This window comes from Sphingomonas carotinifaciens (assembly GCF_009789535.1).
GTDB classification, from domain to species: domain Bacteria; phylum Pseudomonadota; class Alphaproteobacteria; order Sphingomonadales; family Sphingomonadaceae; genus Sphingomonas; species Sphingomonas carotinifaciens.
Genome location: NZ_WSUT01000005.1, coordinates 1,380,134 through 1,400,699, shown reverse-complemented (window position 1 = coordinate 1,400,699; position 20,566 = coordinate 1,380,134). Strand labels below are relative to the sequence as shown.

The 20,566-nt window shown below is 68.5% G+C and carries 20 protein-coding genes and 1 riboswitch; of the genes, 12 read left to right on the top strand and 8 right to left on the bottom strand.

Annotation, left to right across the window (positions count from 1 at the left end):
• Positions 1–142: 142 nt before the first annotated feature.
• Complete coding sequence (locus GQR91_RS08610) at positions 143–1,675, bottom strand: aminoacyl--tRNA ligase-related protein (protein ID WP_149682079.1); 1,533 nt, start codon at positions 1,673–1,675, stop codon at positions 143–145.
• A gap of 76 nt (positions 1,676–1,751) precedes the next feature.
• Here GQR91_RS08610 and GQR91_RS08605 point away from each other — a divergent pair, with 76 nt between their 5' ends.
• A complete protein-coding gene (locus tag GQR91_RS08605; RefSeq protein WP_149682080.1) occupies positions 1,752–2,651 on the top strand; it encodes a DMT family transporter in 900 nt (299 codons plus the stop codon).
• Between the two features lie 45 nt (positions 2,652–2,696).
• On the opposite strand, the gene gcvPB is transcribed toward GQR91_RS08605, so the two are convergent.
• The 5 genes from gcvPB to GQR91_RS08580 form a co-directional block, all read right to left on the bottom strand.
• Positions 2,697–4,265 (bottom strand): aminomethyl-transferring glycine dehydrogenase subunit GcvPB, encoded by a 1,569-nt coding sequence (gene gcvPB / locus GQR91_RS08600; RefSeq protein ID WP_149682081.1) that lies wholly within the window; start codon positions 4,263–4,265, stop codon positions 2,697–2,699.
• Entirely contained in the window at positions 4,262–5,620 is a 1,359-nt protein-coding gene (gene gcvPA / locus GQR91_RS08595; RefSeq protein ID WP_149682082.1) for an aminomethyl-transferring glycine dehydrogenase subunit GcvPA, read from the bottom strand. Before gcvPA ends, gcvPB begins: the two co-directional genes overlap by 4 nt.
• 120 nt (positions 5,621–5,740) lie before the next feature.
• Positions 5,741–6,112, bottom strand: coding sequence for a glycine cleavage system protein GcvH (gcvH, locus tag GQR91_RS08590; RefSeq protein WP_112382158.1), 372 nt, complete (start codon positions 6,110–6,112; stop codon positions 5,741–5,743).
• Between the two features lies 1 nt (position 6,113).
• Complete coding sequence (gcvT, locus tag GQR91_RS08585) at positions 6,114–7,277, bottom strand: glycine cleavage system aminomethyltransferase GcvT (RefSeq protein WP_149682083.1); 1,164 nt, start codon at positions 7,275–7,277, stop codon at positions 6,114–6,116.
• A gap of 163 nt (positions 7,278–7,440) precedes the next feature.
• A riboswitch (glycine riboswitch) is annotated at positions 7,441–7,544 on the bottom strand.
• Positions 7,545–7,662: 118 nt separating this feature from the next.
• Positions 7,663–8,301, bottom strand: a complete 639-nt coding sequence (locus GQR91_RS08580; RefSeq protein WP_311732258.1) for a hypothetical protein — start codon at positions 8,299–8,301, stop codon at positions 7,663–7,665.
• An 85-nt stretch (positions 8,302–8,386) separates the two neighbouring features.
• Here GQR91_RS08580 and ispH point away from each other — a divergent pair, with 85 nt between their 5' ends.
• From ispH to rnhA, 3 genes are read left to right on the top strand one after another with little or no spacing between them, the layout of a single operon-like run.
• Positions 8,387–9,355, top strand: a complete 969-nt coding sequence (ispH, locus tag GQR91_RS08575; RefSeq protein ID WP_149682084.1) for a 4-hydroxy-3-methylbut-2-enyl diphosphate reductase — start codon at positions 8,387–8,389, stop codon at positions 9,353–9,355.
• Positions 9,356–9,359: 4 nt separating this feature from the next.
• Positions 9,360–10,304 carry a homoserine kinase gene (gene thrB / locus GQR91_RS08570; protein ID WP_149682085.1) on the top strand — a complete coding sequence of 315 codons (945 nt, stop codon included), beginning with the start codon at positions 9,360–9,362 and terminating at the stop codon, positions 10,302–10,304.
• Positions 10,301–10,756, top strand: coding sequence for a ribonuclease HI (gene rnhA / locus GQR91_RS08565; protein WP_149682086.1), 456 nt, complete (start codon positions 10,301–10,303; stop codon positions 10,754–10,756). Before thrB ends, rnhA begins: the two co-directional genes overlap by 4 nt.
• On the opposite strand, the gene GQR91_RS08560 is transcribed toward rnhA, so the two are convergent.
• Complete coding sequence (locus tag GQR91_RS08560) at positions 10,753–11,829, bottom strand: NAD(P)/FAD-dependent oxidoreductase (protein ID WP_149682087.1); 1,077 nt, start codon at positions 11,827–11,829, stop codon at positions 10,753–10,755. The genes rnhA and GQR91_RS08560 overlap by 4 nt on opposite strands.
• Positions 11,826–12,752, bottom strand: coding sequence for an alpha/beta fold hydrolase (locus tag GQR91_RS08555; protein ID WP_311732259.1), 927 nt, complete (start codon positions 12,750–12,752; stop codon positions 11,826–11,828). The genes GQR91_RS08560 and GQR91_RS08555 overlap by 4 nt, the downstream gene beginning before the upstream one ends.
• Positions 12,753–12,800: 48 nt before the next feature.
• Here GQR91_RS08555 and GQR91_RS08550 point away from each other — a divergent pair, with 48 nt between their 5' ends.
• Genes GQR91_RS08550 through GQR91_RS08515 form a run of 8 tightly spaced genes read left to right on the top strand, consistent with a single transcriptional unit; the run spans position 12,801 to position 20,366 of the window.
• Entirely contained in the window at positions 12,801–13,289 is a 489-nt protein-coding gene (locus GQR91_RS08550; protein ID WP_149682088.1) for an A24 family peptidase, read from the top strand.
• A 58-nt stretch (positions 13,290–13,347) separates the two neighbouring features.
• Entirely contained in the window at positions 13,348–14,388 is a 1,041-nt protein-coding gene (gene cpaB, locus GQR91_RS08545) for a Flp pilus assembly protein CpaB (RefSeq protein ID WP_149682089.1), read from the top strand.
• Positions 14,389–14,416: 28 nt separating this feature from the next.
• Positions 14,417–15,934, top strand: coding sequence for a type II and III secretion system protein family protein (locus tag GQR91_RS08540; RefSeq protein ID WP_174236625.1), 1,518 nt, complete (start codon positions 14,417–14,419; stop codon positions 15,932–15,934).
• 22 nt (positions 15,935–15,956) lie between these two features.
• Complete coding sequence (locus tag GQR91_RS08535; protein ID WP_174236626.1) at positions 15,957–16,628, top strand: CpaD family pilus assembly protein; 672 nt, start codon at positions 15,957–15,959, stop codon at positions 16,626–16,628.
• Positions 16,628–17,914, top strand: a complete 1,287-nt coding sequence (locus GQR91_RS08530) for a P-loop NTPase (RefSeq protein WP_149682092.1) — start codon at positions 16,628–16,630, stop codon at positions 17,912–17,914. The genes GQR91_RS08535 and GQR91_RS08530 overlap by 1 nt, the downstream gene beginning before the upstream one ends.
• Positions 17,915–17,966: 52 nt before the next feature.
• Positions 17,967–18,932 carry a type II secretion system F family protein gene (locus GQR91_RS08525; protein ID WP_149682360.1) on the top strand — a complete coding sequence of 322 codons (966 nt, stop codon included), beginning with the start codon at positions 17,967–17,969 and terminating at the stop codon, positions 18,930–18,932.
• 9 nt (positions 18,933–18,941) lie between these two features.
• On the top strand, positions 18,942–19,934 hold the full coding sequence (locus GQR91_RS08520) for a type II secretion system F family protein (protein ID WP_170295645.1): 993 nt from the start codon (positions 18,942–18,944) through the stop codon (positions 19,932–19,934).
• Between the two features lie 48 nt (positions 19,935–19,982).
• Complete coding sequence (locus tag GQR91_RS08515) at positions 19,983–20,366, top strand: hypothetical protein (protein ID WP_149682093.1); 384 nt, start codon at positions 19,983–19,985, stop codon at positions 20,364–20,366.
• Positions 20,367–20,566 lie beyond the last annotated feature (200 nt).

Here is a 20,566-nt window from a genome sequence, read left to right as displayed (position 1 = left end):
TCGGGTCGGTCATGCCCCCGGCATGACCTGAACAGTGCGGGGCACTGTTCACCCGATGCTCCCACCGGGAGAGGGAAAGACGCCGAAGGCGGCAAAGGGTCAGAGCAATCAGGCCCGAATTTCGCCGGGGCCGGTTTGCCGATCAGTAAGCGCGACCGATCAGGATGCGCTCCACCGCAGGCGCGCCGGTGAAGATGCACGGGCCGTCATCGCATCCCGTCTGACCCGCGGGCGCATTGCGGATCGTCAGCTTCAGCGCCTTCAGCCGCTCCACCACGGTATCGAGTGCGGCGCCGGTCGGCTTGGACCAGCGCACGTCGACCCAGCCGGGGTTCTTCGCCGCCTCGGCGAAATGCGCCTCGACGCCGGCCCAGTCGTCGATGGGGACGATATTCGCGCGCAGCTTCTCGACCGACTGGGCATGCAGCGTCGCCTGGATATCCTCCAGCATCGCCGCGGCATCGCCGACAAAGGCGTCGCGCGCGACGACCTGCGAGTCGAGCTTGCCATCCTCGCGGTACAGGCGATCGCGGCGGATGACCGAGACGTTGCCGCCGGCCACGTCGCGGCCACCGATCTCGATGACGATCGGCGCGCCCTTCTTCACCCAGCCCCAGCGCTTGGTCGCTGCCTTGGCAGGCCGTGCATCGACCATCGCGCGGATCGGCTCGCCCAGTGCGGACTGCTTCACCAGTTGCGCCTGCAATTCGCGGGCATAGTCGACGATCGCGGCATCCTCGGGCTGGTCGCGCAGCATCGGAACGATCACGACCTGCCACGGCGCGATCATCGGCGGCACGCGCAATCCGTCATCGTCGCCGTGCACCATGATGACCGCACCGATCATCCGGGTCGACACGCCCCAGCTCGTCGTGTTCGCCAGTTCCAGCTGCCCTTCGGCATTCTGGAAACGGATGTTCTGCGCGTGCGCGAAGTTGGTGCCCAGGAAGTGGCTGGTACCCGCCTGCAGCGCCTTGCCGTCCTGCATCATCGCCTCGATCGACCAGGTCTCGATCGCACCGGGGAAGCGTTCATTCTCCGGCTTCTCACCGGCGATGACATGGACGCCCAGGCAATCCTCCGCAAAGGAGCGGTAGACCTCCAGCATCTTCAGCGTCTCGCCCTTCGCTTCCTCGGCGGAGGCGTGGGCGGTATGCCCCTCCTGCCACAGAAATTCGGCGGTGCGCAGGAACATGCGGGTGCGCATTTCCCAGCGCACGACGTTCGCCCACTGGTTGATGAGCACGGGCAGGTCGCGCCACGACTGCACCCAACGCGAAAAGGCGGTGCCGATCACCGTTTCGGAGGTGGGGCGCACGACCAGCGGCTCCTCCAGCTTCGCCTCCGGATCGGGCATCAACCCGCCCTTGCCGTCCGGGATCAGGCGGTGGTGCGTGACGACCGCCATCTCCTTGGCGAAACCCTCGACATGCTCGGCCTCCTTTTCGAAATAGGAGAGCGGGATGAAGAGCGGGAAATAGCAATTCTCGTGCCCCGTCGCCTTGATCCGGTCGTCGAGCAGGCGCTGGATACGCTCCCAGATGCCATAGCCCCAGGGCCGGATGACCATGCAGCCGCGCACGCCTGAATCCTCGGCCATGTCGGCCTCGGTGATGACGGATTGATACCAGGCGGCGAAATCCTGCTCGCGGGTGACGGAAAGCGCGTGTTTCATGGGGGTGCCCCTATATCAACCGCGGTATTTCGCAACCGGGGTTCCTTCCTCCTGCCCCCACGGCTAGGGCACCGCCATGCCCGGCGATCGAGTTCTTGCTGGCATCGCATTGCGGTTGCTCGCCATCTTCTTCCTGTCCACCATGTCTGCGCTGGTAAAGCTGGCGGAAAGCCGCGGCGCGACGCTGTTCGAGACCATGTTCTGGCGACAGGCGTGCGCCCTGCCCGTTGTGCTCGCCTTCGTCGCGCGCGGCCCGGGCGGGCTGGGGTCGCTGCGCACCACGCGGCTGCGCGGGCATCTCGCGCGATCGATGGTCGGCGTCGTCGGCATGGTCTTCACCTTTGGCGCGGTGCTGCTGCTGCCGCTGGCGGAGGCGACGACCTTTCAGTTCACTGTGCCGATCTTCGCCACGATCCTGGGGGCGCTGGTGCTGCGCGAGCGGACCGGCATCCAGCGCTGGAGCGCGGTGCTGGTCGGCTTTGCCGGCGTGCTGGTGGTGGTGCAGCCGGGCAGCAACGATGTGCCGGTGGGCGGCGCGATCGTGGGGTTGCTCGCCGCATTGTTCGTCGCGCTGGTCGCGATCCTGCTGCGCCAGTTGCGCGACGAGCCATCGGGAACCACGGTCTTCTGGTTCTCGACGCTGACGCTGCCGCTGATCGCCATCCCCTATGCCTTCCATCTGAAGGCGCATGATCTGCTGACCTGGGCCAATCTCGCCGCGATCGGCATCGTCGGCGGCATGGGCCAGTTGGCGCTGACCGGCGCGGCGAAGATGGCGCCCGTCTCCAGCGTGGTGCCGATGGATTATTCGGGGCTGATCTGGGCGACGCTCTATGGCTGGCTGCTGTTCGGCATGTTGCCGACGCCGATGACCTGGGTGGGCGCGCCGATCATCATCGCCAGCGGCCTGTTTATCGTGTGGCGCGAGCAGCGTCTGGGCAAGCAGCAGACGGCCACGGCCGCGCCGGAGGATTGAGGGATCCCCGCGCCGCCGCCCACGAGGGACGGCGGCGCCGGCTCCTTATTCCGCGGCCTTGGCGAGCGTTTCCTTCCAGACCAGCACCGGCTTGCGGGCGGCCTGCGTCTCGTCGAGCCGGGCACGCGGCGCGAAGTGCGGCGCGGTCTTCAGCGAGGCGTCGCCCGCCTTGGCCCGCTCCGCCACCGAGCGCAGCGCGCCGATGAACTGGTCGAGCGCGGCCTTCGACTCGGTCTCGGTCGGCTCCACCAGCATCGCACCGTGCACCACCAGCGGGAAGTACATGGTCATCGGGTGGAAACCCTCGTCGATCAGCGCCTTGGCGATGTCGATCGTCGAAAAGCCGTCCGCCAGCCCTTCGTCGGAGAAGATCGCCTCATGCATGCACGGACCGCTGTTCGCGAAGGGCGCGTCCAGCGTGTTCTCCAGGCTGCGCAGCACGTAATTGGCGTTCAGCACCGCGTCCTCGGCGACCTGGCGCAGACCGTCCGCGCCGTGGCTGAGGATATAGGTCAGCGCGCGGGTGAACATGCCCATCTGGCCGTGGAAGGCGACCATGCGGCCGAAGCTGTCGGCATGATGCTCGTCCGCCGTCTCCTCCTCGACCAGGCGGAAGCCTTCGCCGGTCTTCTCGACAAAGGGCAGCGGGGCGAACGGGGTCAGCGCTTCGGAGAACACCACCGGCCCCGAACCCGGCCCGCCGCCACCATGCGGGGTGGAAAAGGTCTTGTGCAGGTTGATGTGCATCGCATCGACGCCGAGGTCGCCCGGGCGCACGCGCCCGACGATCGCGTTGAAGTTCGCCCCGTCGCAATAGACATAGCCGCCCGCGGCATGGACCGCGTCGGAAATGTCCTTCAGGTCGCGCTCGAATAGGCCGCAGGTGTTCGGGTTGGTGATCATCACGCCCGCCACGTCGGGGCCGAGGCGAGCCTTGAGCGCCTCGCTGTCGACCCGGCCATCGGCGGTCGCGGGAATATCCTCGACCTTGAAGCCCGCGAACGCCGCGGTCGCCGGATTGGTGCCGTGCGCCGATTCGGGAACCAGGATGACCTTGCGATGCCCCTCGCCCCGCTTCTCCAGCGCCGCCTTGATCGCCAATATGCCGCACAGTTCGCCATGTGCGCCCGCCTTGGGGCTCATCGCGACCGAGGTCATGCCGGTCAGCGTCACCAGCCAGTGGGCGAGCTGATGGATCACCTCCAGCGCGCCCTGCACCGTGTCGACCGGTGCCAGCGGGTGCACGTCGGAGAAGCCGGGCAGGCGCGCCATCTTCTCGTTCAGCCGCGGATTGTGCTTCATCGTGCACGATCCCAGCGGGAACAGGCCGAGATCGATCGCGTAGTTCTGGCGCGACAGGCGCGTATAATGGCGCACCGTTTCCGGCTCGGACAGGCCGGGCAGGCCGATCGCGGCGTCGCGCGTCAGGCCGCCGAGGCGGCTCGCCGCCTTGGGCGCGGGCACGATATCGACGCCCGTCGTGTCGGTGGACCCGATCTCGAAGATCAGCGCCTCTTCGAGCATCAGCGCCTTATTGCCGGTGAAGGTGGCAGGCGCGCCGCCGTCCTTGGCCTCGGGTGCGCTGGGCTTCCAGCCGCTCTGGTTGATCGTCATGCCAGCACCTCCTGCAGCGCGGTGGCCAGGGTTTCGATATCCTCCGCGGTCGTCGTCTCGGTGACCGCGATCACCAGGCCGTTCGCCAGCGCGTCTTCGCCCGGATACAGCCGGCCGAGCGACACGCCGGCCAGCACGCCGCGCTCCGCCAGCGTGCGGACCACGGGGCGCGCCTCGACCGGCAGCGTCACGGTGAATTCGTTGAAGAACGCATCGTTGACGAGCGACACGCCCGGCACCTGCGCCAGCCGCTCCGCCGCGTGTACCGCCAGGGCATGGTTGAGGCCGGCCAGATCGCGCAGCCCCTTCTCGCCCAGCAGCGTCATGTGGATCGAGAAGGCAAGCGCACACAGCCCCGAGTTGGTGCAGATGTTCGACGTCGCCTTTTCCCGGCGGATATGCTGCTCGCGCGTGGACAGCGTCAGCACGAAGCCGCGCTTGCCGTCCGCATCCACCGTCTCGCCGCACAGCCGCCCGGGCATCTGGCGGACATATTTGTCCTTGCACCCGAACAGCCCGACATAGGGTCCGCCGAATTGCAGGCCGACGCCCAGCGACTGGCCTTCGCCTACGACGATATCGGCGTCCATCTCGCCGGGCGAGCGGATCGCCCCCAGCGCGACGGGCTCGGTAACGACCGCGATCAGCAGCGCCTTGTTCGCATGGCACGCATCGGCCAGCGGCGTCAGGTCGGCGATGCGCCCCAGAATGTCCGGATACTGCACGACGACGCACGACGTATCGCCGTCGATCGCCGCGATCAGCGCGTCGATATCGGTCTCGGCGGTCAGCGTCGGCGCGGACGTTTCCAGCGCGTCGCCAGTATATTTCGCCATGGTCTTCGCGACCGAGACATAGTGCGGATGCAGCCCCGAGGACAGGATCGCCTTGCCGCGCTTGGTGATGCGGCGCGCCATGCCGATCGCCTCCCAGCAGGCGGTCGAGCCGTCATACATCGAGGCGTTGGCGACGTCGGTGCCGAGCAGGCGTGCGACCTGCGTCTGGAACTCGAACAGCATCTGCAACGTGCCCTGCGCGATTTCCGGCTGATAGGGCGTATAGGCGGTCAGGAACTCGCCGCGCTGGATCATGTGGTCGACGCTGGCGGGCACATGGTGCCGGTATGCACCGCAACCCAGGAAGAAGGGCACCTCGCCGGCCACCGTGTTCTTGCGGGCCAGCGCGGTCATGTGACGCTCGACCGCGAGTTCGGAGGCGTGGTTCGGCAGGCCCGCGATCGGGCCGGACAGGCGCGCGGCTTCGGGTACGTCGACGAACAGATCGTCGACCGAGGACGCGCCGATGACCGACAGCATCGCGCCGCGGTCGGTATCGGTAAGGGGCAGGTAGCGCATCGATGGACTCCTCCCCTCCCAAATGCGGGAGGGGTCGGGGGAGGGCATGGCGGCGGGGGTGGAAGGGCCTTGATCCCCCCTCCCCCGGCCCCTCCCGCAAGCGGGAGGGGGGATCAGGAATTACAGCTTGGCGACGAAGTCGGCGTAGGCGGATTCGTTCATCAGCGCGTCCAGCTCCGACGGATCGGACAGCGTGATCTTGAAGAACCATCCCTCGCCCTCGGGATCGCTGTTCACCAGCGCGGGCTCGTCGGCGAGCGCGGGATTGCCCTCGACCACCGTGCCGGAAACCGGCGCATACACGTCCGACGCGGCCTTGACCGACTCGACCGTCGCGGCCTCGTCACCCTTGGAGAGCGCACGGCCTTCCTCGGGCACGTCGACGAACACGATATCGCCCAGCGCACCCTGCGCATAGTCGCTGATCCCGACGATGCCGGTCTCGCCGTCGACGTCGATCCACTCATGATCCTGCGTGAAATAACGGCTCATCTTACTTGGCTCCTGCACGAACGTAGCGATGGGGGACGAAGGGCATCGCCGCGACGGTCGCGTCGTGCAGCTTGCCCCGCTGGATCAGCTTCACCGCCGTACCGGGCGCGGCCAGTTCGGCTGGAACATAGGCCATGGCGATCGGGGCACCCAGCGTCGGCGCGAACCCGCCGGAGGTGACGCGGCCGATCACCGATCCGTCCTCGGCCACCACGCTGGCCCCTTCGCGCACCGGCTGGCGGCCGGCAACGGTCAGGCCGACGCGGCGGACGGCCGCGCCGTTCTCGCGCTCGGCCAGGATACGCTGCGCCCCTGCGAAATCGGCGGCCTCGCGGCGACGCTTGGAAAGCGCAAAGCCCAGATCGGCCATCACCGGCGTCGTTTCCGGATCGAGGTCGTGGCCGTAAAGCGGCAGGCCCGCCTCAAGGCGTAGCGAGTCGCGGGCGCCAAGGCCGATCGGCTTCACCTCCGGCTCGGCGCACAGCGCATCGGCCAGCGCCGCGACCGCCTCGGCCGGCACCGAAATCTCGAATCCGTCCTCGCCGGTATAGCCCGAACGGCTGATCCACAGCGGCGTGCCGTTCCAGTCAAAGGCACCGGCGGTCATGAACACCAGCCGCTCGACACCCGGCACCAGACGCGCCAGCGCATCGACCGCCTTCGGCCCCTGCAGCGCCAGCAGCGCCTGTTCGTCGAGCAGGTTCAGCGTCGCATCGTCGGGCATCTGGTCGAGCAGATAGGCGATGTCGTCATATTTGGTCGCGCCGTTGACGACGATGTACAGTTCCTCGCCATCCTCGCCGGTGCGGCGCGTGACCATCAGGTCGTCGAGAATGCCGCCTTCTTCGTTCAGCAGCAGCGAATAGCGCATCTTCGACTCGCCCAGCCCGGTCAGGTCGCCCGGCAGCACGGTCTCCAGCGCCTGCACCACGCCTTCGCCGGTGAAGACCAGCTGGCCCATATGGCTGACGTCGAACAGGCCGGCGGACTGACGCGTCCACAGATGCTCGGCCATGATGCCTTCATACTGGATGGGCATTTCGTAGCCGGCAAAGGCGACCATGCGGCCGCCCTTTGCCCGATGCCAGCCGTCCAGCGGCAATGTCTGGATGATGTCGACGCCCTCGGGCGCGTCCTCGACGTTCAGGTCCTGCGTGTCGGTCACGGGCCGTCTCCAAAAGGGGCGATACGGCGCAGCCCCGATGGCGGCGCCCGATCCGATCCCCCTCTGTCACGGAACCTGAGAGCTTTCCCCCGGTTCTGCGACCGGAGTTACCCCTTCGGTGGCGACATGCCAATGACGGGCTGCCGCGCTTTCCAGAGTATCGATGGCCCGCGCGGTCCTTTGGCCTGAGAGATTCCGGGGTGGTTGCTCCTTCGGCGGCCTCGCACCGGCCTGAAAGGCCGAGAGGCGCTCTCCCGCGCGTACCCATGCCGGTTGCCCGACATCGACGCCGCCGCTCTGGCAACGGCGCCGATTCAAGTCAATCGCGTTTCGCCAAGAGGCTGTTTCTTTGAAAACGCGTCAAAGCACGTTTCGCCGGTGCCGGTCAGCGCGTCGCGTTGTAGCGCAACTGGTCGTCGGTAAGCTGGAAACCGACCAGCGCCTCGAACGAGGAACGCAGCACCGCCGCGCGCACCTCGGGCTGGGTCAGCGGATCGACGGCGGCATCCTCGTCGCCCGCCTTGCGCCGCCGGGTCAGCTTGTCGCGCACGTCCTGCGGAAGGGTGGCGGCGGCGCGCGACACGGTGGTCGTCGCCTGCCCGGCGACCGATCCGCGCGGCTGGCCTGCGTCGAAATGCACGTTCACCCGCCCGATCCGCTTGGCGACGACGTTGCTGCCGCCGCGCACCACGGTGATGAAATAGGGCAGCGTCACGTCACGCGCGCCATCGGTGGCGGTGCGCCGTGCATCCACCTGGAAGGTGACGGTGGTGACGATATCGTCGCCGACATCGGCGCAGGTGGAGCGGACGTTGGTCATGTTCGCCACCACGTCGATCGCGCCGGCGTCCCGCGCATTGGCGGAGGTGAACAGCGTCACGTCGCCGGTGCCGGCCGGCACGCCCACCACCGGGCAGGCGGAGCGCACCGCGGTGATGCCGCCCGAGGCGTCGATCTCCCCGGTACGGGCGCAGCCGCCAAGCACGAGCGCCAAGGCCGCAGAAACGAGGATCGATGCTTTCACGAGGGGAACGCCTAAGCTGTGGAACCGGGATGGGCCCTGATAACCGGCTTGGAGGCACGCAAGCAATGGCGTAGAGCGCTTGGCCATGACCGACACGATTTCCCAGGACACGGGCAAGCCGGCGCTGGCGCTGCTGATCGCTGCCCCGCGAGGCTTTTGCGCAGGCGTGGACCGCGCGATCCGCATCGTGGAACTCGCCATCGAGAAGCATGGCGCGCCCGTCTATGTCCGGCACGAAATCGTCCACAACAAGTTCGTGGTCGACAGCCTGAAGGCCAAGGGCGCGGTATTCGTGGAGGAGTTGCACGAGGTGCCGGACGGCGCGCACGTCGTCTTCTCCGCGCACGGGGTGCCCAAATCGGTGCCGGCCGACGCGCAAGGCCGTGGCCTCGACTATTTCGACGCGACCTGCCCGCTCGTCTCCAAGGTCCATCGTCAGGCCGAACGGCTGGTCGATCATGGCCGCCACATCGTGTTCATCGGCCATGCCGGCCATCCCGAAGTCATCGGCACCTTCGGGCAGGTGCCGCCGGGATCGATGTCGCTGATCGAGACGGTGGCAGATGCGGAGGTCTTTGCGCCTGCCGACCCAGCGAATCTCGCCTTCCTTACGCAGACGACGCTTTCGGTCGACGACACCGCCGCGGTCGTCGCGGTGCTGCAACGCCGTTTCCCGATGATCCAGGCGCCGCGTGGCGAGGATATCTGCTATGCCACCTCCAACCGGCAGGCGGCGGTAAAGGCGATCGCGGCATCCTGCGATGCGATGCTGGTGATCGGCGCACCCAATTCGTCCAACTCGGTACGCCTTGTCGAGGTCGCCGAGCGCGAGGGCACGCCCGCCATGCTGATCCAGCGCGCCAACGAGCTGGACTGGACCTTCCTCTACGGCGTCGGCACGCTTGGCATCACCGCCGGCGCCTCCGCCCCCGAACTGCTGGTCCGCGAACTGGTCGAACGCCTGTCGACCCGCTTCGACGTCACCGAGCAGGAGGTGGAGACGAACCGCGAGACGATCGCGTTCAAGCTGCCGCGCGCCCTCGACGCCGCCTGACTCCATGGCAGTCTATACGACGGTATCCGCCGAGGCGCTGACCGCGTTTCTGGCGAAGTTCGACCACGGCGCGCTCGTCTCCGCCAAGGGGATCGCCGAAGGGGTGGAGAATTCCAACTATCTGGTCGACACCACCACCGGCCGCTTCATCCTGACGCTGTACGAGAAGCGGGTTTCGGCCGACGACCTGCCCTTCTTCCTGGCGCTGCTCGACCATCTGGCCGATGACGGCAATCCGGTGCCCCGCGCCCTGCCCGATCGCAGCGGCGTGGCCATTCACGAGCTGGCGGGTCGTCCGGCCTGCCTGATCGAATTCCTGCCCGGCGTGTCGGTGACGCAGCCGACGCCGGTCCAGGCGCGCGCCGCCGGTGCCGCGATGGGGGCGATGCATGACAGCCTGTCGGGCTTCGCCGCGACGCGGCCCAACACGCTGGGCCCGGATGGCTGGCGCGACCTGCATGCGCGGTGCGGTGCTGATCTGGATGCGATCCATCCCGGCCTGTTCACCGATACGGCCGCCGCGCTGGAGACGGTGATCGCCCGCTGGCCGACCGCGTTGCCCGTCGCCGCGATCCATGGCGACCTGTTTCCCGACAATGTGCTGATGCTGGACGACCGGGTGACCGGGCTGATCGACTTTTATTTCGCCTGCACTGATATCCGCGCCTATGACCTGGCCGTCATGCACACCGCCTGGGCCTTTGACGGCACCGGTGCGCGCTTCGATGCGGATGTCGGCACGGCACTGGTCGAGGGCTATGCCAGCCGCTTCGCCCTGTCGGGTGCCGAGCGTGCCGCGTTGCCGGTGCTGGCACAGGGCGCCTGCCTGCGCTTCATGCTGACCCGCGCCTGGGACTGGCTGAACACGCCGGCCGATGCACTGGTGACGCGCAAGGACCCGCTCGCCTATTGGCGGCGCTATCAGGCCTATGCGGCGGGTGCGCTGTGAGCGAGGCAGCCCTGACCGCGGTCGAGATCGCCACGGACGGCGCGTGCAAGGGCAATCCCGGCCCCGGCGGCTGGGGCGCGCTGATCCGCTCCGGCACCCATGAAAAGGAATTGTCGGGCGGCGAGCCGAACACGACCAACAACCGCATGGAATTGATGGCGGCGATCGAGGCGCTGAACGCGCTGAAGCGCCCCTGCGCGGTGACGCTGTCCACCGACAGCCGCTACGTCATGGACGGCCTGACCAAGTGGATCCACGGCTGGAAGCGCAATGGCTGGCGCACCGCCGACAAGAAGCCGGTGAAGAACGCCGAGCTGTGGCAGGCGCTGGTCGCGGCGGCCGAACGGCACGAGATCAAGTGGCTGTGGGTGAAGGGCCATGCCGGCCACCCGGACAATGAACGCGCCGACAAGCTGGCCAGCGACGCCGCCAGGGCGATCGGCGGCCGCTAACCCCCGAACCGGCGGGCGGCGTAGCGGTCCGCATCCAGATCGTCCGGCACCGCGCCACCCATCAGCACCGCCGCCGCCAGCGCGGCGCCCGCAGGCGCGGTCTGGATGCCGAAGCCGCCCTGCCCCGCGCACCAGAAGAAGCCCGGCACGCCCGCATCGAAGCCATAGACCGGCAGGCGATCGGGCGCGAAGCTGCGCAACCCGGCCCAGCGCCGCTCCACCGCCTCGACCCGCCAGTCCACCGCCCCCTCCAACCGGTCGATCGCCACCGCCACATCCATATCCTCCGGCGCAGCATCGCACGGCTCGCTCGGTATCTCGTCATGCGGGCTCAGCCACAATCGTCCGACGGGCTCCGGCTTGAAGTAGAAGCCGCCGTTCACGTCCACCACATGCGGCAGGCCGGCGGGCACGGGCGGCGCGGTGCGCAATTGCACCATCGTCCGGCGATAGGGCGCGATGCCGATCGGCCGCGCACCGGCCACCCGTGCGACCTGGTCCGCCCAGGCGCCGGCCGCGTTCACCAGCACGCGCGCCGCATGGGTGCCGCCCGGCGTCTCGATCGTCCACACCCCGCCCCGACGTTCGGCACCGCGCACCGCCGCGTCGGTCGCCAGCGTGACACCCGCATGGCGTGCCTGCGCCAGATACAGGGCATGCAGCCCGCCCACATCGATATAGGCGCAGCTCGGCTCGATCACCCCCAGCGTCCAGTCGGGGCGAAGGCCCGGCACCCGCGTCGCCGGATCGACGCGGTGGAGTTCGACGCCGCTGCCCTCGAAGGACGCGAGGAACCGGTCGATCGCCGCGCCGTCCTGCGTGCGGCCGATATGCAGCGATCCCAGCGGCTGGAGGAAACCGCCCGCCTGCAGCGCCGGGCCGGACGCGGTGGTCAGCGGCTGGATGCCGGGTCCGCCATAGGTTTCCGACCAGAACGCCGCCGAGCGCCCGGTCGCATGACGGCCGGGCATATCCTCCGCCTCCAGCAGCAGCACACGCGCACCGCCGCCGATCGTCGCGGCCAGGCTGGCCCCCGCGATGCCCGCGCCCGCAATCGCGATGTCGTAGATCACGGTGCCACCCGATCGAGAAAACCGTCGATCGCGGCATAGGCGCGCGCACGGACGGGAGCGATCTCGCGCAGGATCTCATGCGCCGACTCAGGCCCGAAACGCACCACCTCGGCATGCGGCAGGCGGGTCGCGACGGCCGCCGCCATGCGCGCATCGACCAGCCGGTCGGCATCGGCCAGCACGAATTGCACCGGCGTCGTGATCGCCGACAGCCGCGGATCGGCGCGCAGCGCGGCGGTGGCGGCGAAAGCCTGCGCCACCCAGGACCAGCTCGGCGACCCCAGGCAGAGTTGCGGATTGTCCCGCCGCCAAGCCTGTTGCTCGGCGAAACAGGTGATGTCGTGGGTCAGCCGCTGCTGGCGTTGTCGCGCAGCGCGCGCACTCTCTCCGCGGCGCCATGCCGGGCGGCGCGGGTCGCCCCACCCCGCCATCCATGTCGCCAGCCGGTGGCCCAGCACCGCCCCCATCGGCGCACGCAGGCCCAGCATCGGCGCGACCAGCACCGCGGCATCGGGCGCGAATCGCCCCTCGGCCAGTGCGCGCAGGGTCAGGAACCCGCCCATCGAATGCCCCAGCACGGCGTGCCGGGCGCCCGGCCGGTGCCAATCCCGCCAGAAGGCGGCCAGATCGTCGACCAGTGTCCCGAAATCCTCGATATGCCCGGTATCATCCTCGGCAAGCCGCCCCGATCCGCCCTGCCCGCGCCAGTCGAACGCCGTGATGCTCCACCCTTGCGCGTGGAAATGTTCGAACGCGTCCAGATACTTTTCGAACATGTCCGCCCGGCCGGTCTGAAACAGCAAACGGCGGCGATCGTCGGCGGCCGGCCAGTCGAAGCGGCGATGGCGCCAACCGTCCGGCGCGGTCCATTCGCCGACGCGTGCGTTCGGATCGAGCTTTCGGCGGGGGGCAACCGGCATCATCCGCCCCGGTTACGTTTTCGAAAGCCCGCCCGTCTATACCCCTGATCCATGGGGTGGGATTTACCACGGGTCGCGCTGATCGCGCTTCTGGCGCTGCTGCTGCTGGCAGCGGGCATCCAGGATGCGCGTACGCGCGAGATCGGCAACGGCAAGAACGCCGCGATCGCACTGCTCGCGCCCTTGTGGTGGTGGGCATGCGGGCTGTCGCCCTGGCCCGACATGGCCGCGCAACTGGCGATCGGGCTCGGCCTGTTCATCGTGTTCGCGCTGGCCTTCCGCTTTGGCATGATGGGAGGCGGCGACGTCAAGATGATCGCCGCCTTGGGCCTGTGGCTGCCGGTGCAACCGCTGGTCCGGATGCTGGTGGTGATGGCGCTGGCGGGCGGCGTGGTGACGCTGCTGATGCTGATCGAACATCGCTGGCTGCGCCCGCGCGATACCGGCGGTCCGGTCGAGGTTCCGTACGGCGTGGCCATCGCCATTGCCGGCCTGCTCACCCTTCGCGAACCGATATTTAACCAGTTTCCGGGTACTTAAATCCTAATCCTCACGCGAACCCGTCGCGGCCACGCGTCCGAAAAGGCTCAAAGAGAATATGGACAGCCGTAAGATCATTCTGTTGGTGGGCGCGCTGGTGGTGGCCGCCGTCACCGCCTTCTTCGCCCGCACGCTGATCGCCGGCAGCGCCGCGCCACAGGCGACCGCAGCCGCCGCCGCGCCGGTGATCGACGGCCCCGAAGTGCTGGTCGCCACCCGCGCCCTGCCGGTGGGCACGATCCTTGACGCCAGCGCGCTGCGCTTCCAGCCCTGGCCCAAGGAGCTGGTCGACGGCGCCTATTACCTGAAGGCACAGACCGACCTGAAGGCGTTGCAGGGCACCGTCGTGCGCAACGCGATCACCGCCGGCCAGCCGGTCACGCAGGGCGCCCTGGTGAAGCCCGGCGACCGCGGCTTCCTGGCGGCGGCGCTCGGCCCCGGCATGCGTGCGGTCACCGTGCCGGTATCCGCGCAAGGGTCGGTCGCCGGCTTCGTCTTCCCCGGCGACCGCATCGATCTGGTGCTGACGCAGGAAGTGGCAGGCGGCGGCGATGGTCCCGCGCTGAAAGTGTCGGAAACCGTGATGCGCAACGTCCGCGTCCTCGCCACCGACCAGCGCACCGACAATCAGGTGGGCGAGGACGGCAAGACCGAGGTCCGCACCTTCTCCACCGTCACCGTCGAATCGACGCCCAAGATGGCCGAGCAGATCGCGGTCGCGCAGACGCTGGGCACCTTGTCGCTGTCGCTGCGCTCGATCGCGGACAATCCCGCCGAGCTGGAAGAGGCGATCGCCTCGGGCGCGGTGAAGGTGCCCGACGGCGCCGATCCGGCCGCCGAAAAGGCGATGATGCTGCGCGTCGCCAGCCAGCCACAGGCCGGCAGCAGCAGCTATGCCACCGGGGCGGACGTGTCGCGCTACCAGCGCAGCACCGTGCCCGGCCGCGCAGCCGGCCAGATGGGTGGCGACGCGCCGGCCGTCGGCGTGGGGGGCGGAACGGGCGGCGGCACCGTCGCCACCACCGGTATCCCGAGCGGCCCGGTCATCCGCGTCGCCCGCGGCAACAACGTGACCGCCGTGCCGGTCCTGGGGAAGTAATCCGATGCGTGCTTGCCTGAACGCCCCGATGTTGAGACCCGCGATGTTCGCGCTGGCGGCAACCCTGCCCGCTGTCGCACAGGCGCGCCCGGCCGACCCCGCTCCTGCTGCTGCGGCGGCCGGGAGTGGCGGCGCCGTCATGCAGGTGAACACCGGCCGTGGCCGGCTCATCACCCTGTCCCGGCCGATGAGCGACCTGTTCGTCGCCGACGACTCGATCGCGGACGTGCAGGTCCGCTCGCCTACCCAGCTCTATGTCTTCGGCAAGAAGCCGGGCGAGACGACGATCTCCGCCACCGCGCGCGGCGGCGCGGTCGTCTATGCGACCACGGTGCGTGTCGGCAACAATCTGGACTCGGTCGGGCAGATGCTGCGCCTGACCATGCCGGAGGCGAACATCGTCGCCACCCCGATGAACGGCCTGATCCTGCTGACCGGCACCGTCGCCGCGCCGGAGGACGCCGCGGAAGCGGAGCGGCTGGTACAGGGCTTTGTCGGCGATACCACCAAGGTGCTGTCGCGCCTGAAGACCGCGACGCCGCTACAGGTGAACCTGCAGGTGCGCATCGCGGAGGTCAGCCGCAGCTTCGTCAAGAATATCGGCGTGAACCTGCTCAACCGTCACAGCACCAGCGGCGGCCTGCTGTTCGGGATCGACTCGGGACGGACGACGGGATCGTCGATCGCGAACGCCACCAACGCGGCCGGCCAGATCACCGGAACCACCTATACCGTCGCCAGGGGCCCAGACCGCACCACCTTGGGTCTCGGCGGCCGTATTCTGGGCATGGACCTGCTCGCCGCAATCGACCTGGGCGAAACATTGGGCCAGGTGACGACGCTTGCCAATCCCAATCTGACCGCGCTGTCGGGCGAGACCGCAACCTTCCTGGCCGGCGGCGAGATCCCGATCCCGCTCGCCTCCGGCTTCGGCGCCGTGAACGTCGAGTTCAAGCAATATGGCGTCAGCCTCGCCTATACGCCGACGGTGCTGTCCGACGGGCGCATCTCGCTGCGCGTCCGGCCGGAGGTGTCGCAGCTTTCGTCCGCCGGTGCGGTGACGATCGGCGGTACCACCATCCCCGGCCTCACCACCCGCCGCGCCGAGACGACGCTGGAACTCGGCTCGGGCCAGAGCATGATGATCGGCGGGCTGCTGTCGAACAGCAACGACAACTCGGTCGACAAGACGCCGTGGCTCGGCGACCTGCCGCTGATCGGCAGCCTGTTCCGCTCGAACGCGTTCCGCCGCAGCGAAACCGAACTGGTCATCGTCATCACCCCCTATCTGGTGAAGCCGGTGAACAACCAGGCCGACATCGCGCTGCCCACCGACGGCGCGCGCACCCCGCGCGACATCGACCGGGTCATCAAGGGCGAGCTTGGCACCGGCGCCAGCGGCGAGCGCCGCCCGGTGCCGACCATGGCGCCGCCGCGCCAGTCCGCGCCCGCCATCGGCCTGTCCGCCCCCGCCACGGTGGCACCGCCCGCCGCCAAGCCTTCCAAGCCGGCCAAGGGCGTCCCCGCCCCCGGCTTTTCCAACTGATCGGTCCGGGATGCGACACGCCATGACCCACACCCTTACCCTGACATCCACGCTGGCCGCGGCGCTGCTGCTCGCCGGCTGCACCGGCACGCAGAATCGCGGCGTCGAATCGGTCCACCAGCCGGTGGTCGACCGCAGCGATTATGCGCTCGACCTGGGCGTGATCGGCGGACGGCTGGCGGCTGGCGAGGAAGAGCGGCTGGACGGCTGGGCGCGCACCCTGCGCCTGGGCTATGGCGACCATGTCGCGATCGACGATCCCGCGACCGAGGCGCCGGGCGCCCGCGCCGAGGTGGCCGAACTGGTCGCACGCTACGGCCTGCTGCTCGACGAGGCGGCAGCCTCCTCGCAGGCACCGGTCACGCCCGCCACGATCCGCGTCGTGGTCAGCCGGACGCGCGCGGCGGTGCCGGGCTGCCCCGACTGGTCGCGCGACAGCAGCCTGGACTGGAACCAGAACACCTCGTCCAACTATGGCTGCGCGACCAATGCCACGCTGGCCGCGATGGTCGCCAACCCCGCCGATCTGGTCCGGGGCCATGCCGGCCGTGAAACCGCGGACCCGGCGCAGGTCTTCAAGAGCATCGACCTGTATCGCAAGGCCGTGCCCACCGGCGGCGGCGGCACCACGGTGGGCAGTGCCGGCGGCGCTGGTGGCGGTGGCGGCGGTGCCAGCGCGGGGGGCAGCCGCTGATGAACGCTCCCTGGAAACCCGGCGCCATCACCGGGCGCGATCCCTTTGTCGCCTATGTCTGCGACGAGGCCACCGCCGATGCGGTGCGCCCGATCGTGACCGAACAGGGCTGGTCGCCGGACAAGGTGCACAAGGGCGGCCTGCGCAACGCGATCCAGTCGCTGTCCGTGTCGGCCAGCCCGCAGATCCTGCTGGTCGACCTGTCCGAATCAGGCGATCCGCTCAACGACATCAATGCCCTGGCCGAGGTGTGCGAGCCGGGCACAGTGGTGATCGCCGCCGGTCAGGTGAACGACGTCCGCCTCTACCGCGACCTGCTGGCCAGCGGCATCCAGGATTATCTGCTGAAGCCGTTGCACCGCGACATGCTGCGCGACGCCTTCGCCCATGCCCAGGCCCTGCTCAGCGCCCCCAAGCATGTCGAGGGGGGGAGCGAGCATCCGCATTGTGCGGTGGCGGTGATCGGCGCGCGCGGCGGGGTCGGCGCCTCCACCGTCGCCACGTCGCTCTCCTGGCTCCTCGCCGAGAAGGAAAAGCGCTCCACCGCGCTTCTCGACCTGGACGTGCATTTCGGCACCGGCGCGCTGGCGCTCGATCTGGAGCCGGGCCGCGGCCTGACCGATGCCATCGAAAATCCCAGCCGCATCGACGGCCTGTTCATCGAGCGCGCCATGGTGCGCGCCTCGGAAAAGCTCGCCGTGCTGTCGGCGGAGGCGCCGATCAACAGCCCGATCATCACCGACGGATCGGCCTTTCGCGCGCTGGAAGAGGAAATGCGCGGCGCCTTTGAATGCATGGTGATCGATCTGCCGCGCGGCATGCTGGTCCAGCATCCGCAACTGCTCGCCGACGTGCAGACCGTGGTGCTGGTCACCGAACTGACGCTGGCGGCGGCGCGCGACACCATCCGCCTGCTGTCCTGGCTGAAGGCGAACGCAACCCAGACGCAGGTCGTCGTGCTGGCCAACCGCATGCACCCCGCCGCGCAGGCGGAGATCAGTCGCAAGGACTTCGAAACCTCGATCGAGCGGCGCATCGACCATGTCATGCCCTTCGACCAAAAGCTGGCGGCGCAGGCGGCCAAGCTGGGCAAGACGCTGGCGGAGGCGGGCAAGGCGAGCAAGACCATCGCTCCGCTCGCCGAGATCGCGGGCAATCTATGCTTTGCGGCGGCGGAAAGCGCCGCGCCGGGCACGGCCAAGGGGATGAAGGGCGGCCGCGGGCCATCGCTGATGGCGCGGTTCGACTTCAAGGGCCTGATGGCCAAGCGCCCGCCGCGCAAATGATCCGTTCCTGCCCCCAGTCCCGGTTCCCTGGTGGAGCGCCGCGATGACCGACATGCTGCCTTTCATCATGGTCATGGTCGGCATGGCGATCGTCCTGGCGATGATCGTGATGGCCTTTGCCGGCCCCTCCCCGGCCCGCGCGCAGGCGCGCCGCATGGCGCAGCTGCGCGAGCGGCATTCGGAGGTGGCGGTGATCTCCTCCACCCAGATGCGCCGCATCACCAATGCGCGCGACACGCGGATGGACGAGGCGTTCGGCCGCATCCTGCCCAACCCCGCGCTCCTCGCCAAGCGGCTGGCGATGACGGGCAAGGACTGGACGGTGGGCCAATATGGCATGGTCAATGCCGGCGTGACGCTCGCCATCGCGGTGTTGATGCTGGTGGAGGGGATGCCCTTCCTGCTGGCGCTGTTCGCCGCGATCTTCATCGGCGTGGGCATTCCGCATTTCGTCATCGGCAAGCTGATCCAGCGCCGGGTCGGCCAGTTCACCGCCAAGTTTCCCGACGCGATCGAGCTGCTGGTCCGCGGCCTGCGCTCGGGGCTTCCCATCACCGAGACGATGAGCGTCGTCGCGCAGGAGGTCGAGGGCCCGGTGGGGGAGGAATTCCGCACCATCACCGACAAGATGAAGATCGGCCGCTCGATGGACGTGGCGCTTCAGGAAACCGCCGACCGGCTCGGCACGCCCGAGTTCCAGTTCTTCGTCATCACCATCGCCATCCAGCGCGAGACCGGCGGCAACCTGGCCGAAACCCTGTCCAATCTCGCCGACGTGCTGCGCAAGCGCGCGCAGATGAAGCTGAAGATCCGGGCGATGTCGTCGGAATCCAAGGCATCGGCCTATATCGTCGGCTCGCTGCCGTTCATCGTCTTCGGCCTGATCTTCATGGTCAATTCGGCCTATCTGATGAACTTCTTCACCGACGAGCGGCTGATGATCGCGGGGCTTGGCGGCCTGCTGTGGATGGGCATCGGCGTCTTCATCATGGCCAAGATGGTCAGCTTCGAGATCTGAGGGACGATCATGGCCCCCACCACCCCCACCATCCTGGGCATCGACGTGCTCTGGGTCGCGACGATCCTGTCGGGCGTCGCCGCCTTTGCGGTGATGGTCGCGATCTACGCGGTCACCACCTCGCGCGATCCGATGACCAAGCGCGTCAAGGCGCTGAACGACCGGCGCGAACAGTTGAAGGCGGGCATCACCGCCTCCACCAAGCGCCGCGCCAAGCTCGTCCAGCGCAACGACACCGCCGACCGGATGCGCGCCGTGCTGCAATCCCTGTCGGTGTTGCAGGAGGAACAGGTCAAGGCCGCGCAGATCAAGCTGCTGCAGGCCGGCATCCGTTCCAAGGAATGGGCCGTCGCCGTCATCTTCGGCCGGCTGGTCATGCCCATCGTGTTCGGTGGCCTCGCCCTGCTCTGGGTGTACGGCACCGAAGGCTTTGCCGACTGGTCGCCCTTGAAGAAATACATGCTGGTCGCCGGCACCTTCATCCTGTCGTACAAGGCGCCCGACCTGTTCCTGAAGAACAAGATCACCAAGCGGTCCGATGCGATCCGCAAAGGCCTGCCCGACGCGCTCGACCTGCTGGTGATCTGTGCGGAGGCGGGCCTGACCGTCGATGCTGCCTTTCACCGCGTCGCGCGCGAGCTTGGCCGCGCCTATCCCGAACTGGGCGAGGAATTCTCGCTGACCGCGATCGAGCTCGGCTTCCTGACCGACCGGCGTCAGGCGTTCGAGAATCTGGCGATGCGCGTCGATCTGGATGCGGTGAAGGGCGTGGTCACCACCATGATCCAGACCGAGAAATACGGCACGCCGCTGGCCTCCGCGCTGCGCGTGCTCTCCGCCGAGTTTCGCAACGAGCGGATGATGCGCGCCGAGGAAAAGGCCGCCCGCCTGCCGGCGATCATGACGGTGCCGCTGATCCTGTTCATCCTGCCGACGCTGTTCGTCGTCATCCTCGGGCCGGCCGCCTGTTCGATCAAGGACTCGCTGATCAGCGGAAGCTGAAACCGACGCGCGTCCGGGTCGTTGACCACCCGTAACAGGAGGTTGGCGATGCTGTTTTCGACACCCACGCAATATGCGGTGCTGGCACTGCTCTTCGTCGGCGGCTGGCTGCTGGGGCTGGCCAGCCATCCCGGCGGCCGCAAATGGCGCGAACGCTACACCGCAGAGCGCGATGCCCATGCCACGGTCCGCAAGGAACACGACGCCCGCCTCGACGCGGCCAACGCACGCATCGCGGAACTGGAGCGGGAGAATAACCGCCTCGCCCATGCCGCGCCCGCGGCAACGGCGGCACCGATAGCGCCGGCGGCCGGCGCCCCCATCTCCACCGCGCACGTACCGCCCCGCCCCGTCGCCGCCAGCGCAGCCCGCCCGGCCTTTGGCGGAGAACGCCGCGGCTGGTTCGATTTCGGCGACCGCACCCGCCGCTAGTCCCCCCTCGCCCCTCCGGGGAGCATCAGGTAAACAGCGCCCCGCGCTGTTTAGTCCATGCCGGGGGCATGGACGACCTGATGCTGGAGGGGCCCACCGCGCAAGCGGTGGGAGGGTGAGGGGCCGCCAAGCAGCGCTGCACTGCTGGTATACCCCTCACCCTTCCCACTGCCTTTGGCAGCGGGCCCCTTCCCTCTCCC

What these genes read in the sequence shown, in the direction of transcription:
- GQR91_RS08610 (WP_149682079.1), bottom strand. Translation starts at nt 1,675, where the DNA reads ATGAAACACGCGCTTTCCGTCACCCGCGAGCAGGATTTCGCCGCCTGG.
- GQR91_RS08605 (WP_149682080.1), top strand. Translation starts at nt 1,752, where the DNA reads ATGCCCGGCGATCGAGTTCTTGCTGGCATCGCATTGCGGTTGCTCGCC.
- gcvPB (WP_149682081.1), bottom strand. Translation starts at nt 4,265, where the DNA reads ATGACGATCAACCAGAGCGGCTGGAAGCCCAGCGCACCCGAGGCCAAG.
- gcvPA (WP_149682082.1), bottom strand. Translation starts at nt 5,620, where the DNA reads ATGCGCTACCTGCCCCTTACCGATACCGACCGCGGCGCGATGCTGTCG.
- gcvH (WP_112382158.1), bottom strand. Translation starts at nt 6,112, where the DNA reads ATGAGCCGTTATTTCACGCAGGATCATGAGTGGATCGACGTCGACGGC.
- ispH (WP_149682084.1), top strand. Translation starts at nt 8,387, where the DNA reads ATGACCGACACGATTTCCCAGGACACGGGCAAGCCGGCGCTGGCGCTG.
- thrB (WP_149682085.1), top strand. Translation starts at nt 9,360, where the DNA reads ATGGCAGTCTATACGACGGTATCCGCCGAGGCGCTGACCGCGTTTCTG.
- GQR91_RS08555 (WP_311732259.1), bottom strand. Translation starts at nt 12,752, where the DNA reads ATGATGCCGGTTGCCCCCCGCCGAAAGCTCGATCCGAACGCACGCGTC.
- GQR91_RS08550 (WP_149682088.1), top strand. Translation starts at nt 12,801, where the DNA reads ATGGGGTGGGATTTACCACGGGTCGCGCTGATCGCGCTTCTGGCGCTG.
- cpaB (WP_149682089.1), top strand. Translation starts at nt 13,348, where the DNA reads ATGGACAGCCGTAAGATCATTCTGTTGGTGGGCGCGCTGGTGGTGGCC.
- GQR91_RS08540 (WP_174236625.1), top strand. Translation starts at nt 14,417, where the DNA reads ATGTTGAGACCCGCGATGTTCGCGCTGGCGGCAACCCTGCCCGCTGTC.
- GQR91_RS08535 (WP_174236626.1), top strand. Translation starts at nt 15,957, where the DNA reads ATGACCCACACCCTTACCCTGACATCCACGCTGGCCGCGGCGCTGCTG.
- GQR91_RS08530 (WP_149682092.1), top strand. Translation starts at nt 16,628, where the DNA reads ATGAACGCTCCCTGGAAACCCGGCGCCATCACCGGGCGCGATCCCTTT.
- GQR91_RS08525 (WP_149682360.1), top strand. Translation starts at nt 17,967, where the DNA reads ATGCTGCCTTTCATCATGGTCATGGTCGGCATGGCGATCGTCCTGGCG.
- GQR91_RS08520 (WP_170295645.1), top strand. Translation starts at nt 18,942, where the DNA reads ATGGCCCCCACCACCCCCACCATCCTGGGCATCGACGTGCTCTGGGTC.
- GQR91_RS08515 (WP_149682093.1), top strand. Translation starts at nt 19,983, where the DNA reads ATGCTGTTTTCGACACCCACGCAATATGCGGTGCTGGCACTGCTCTTC.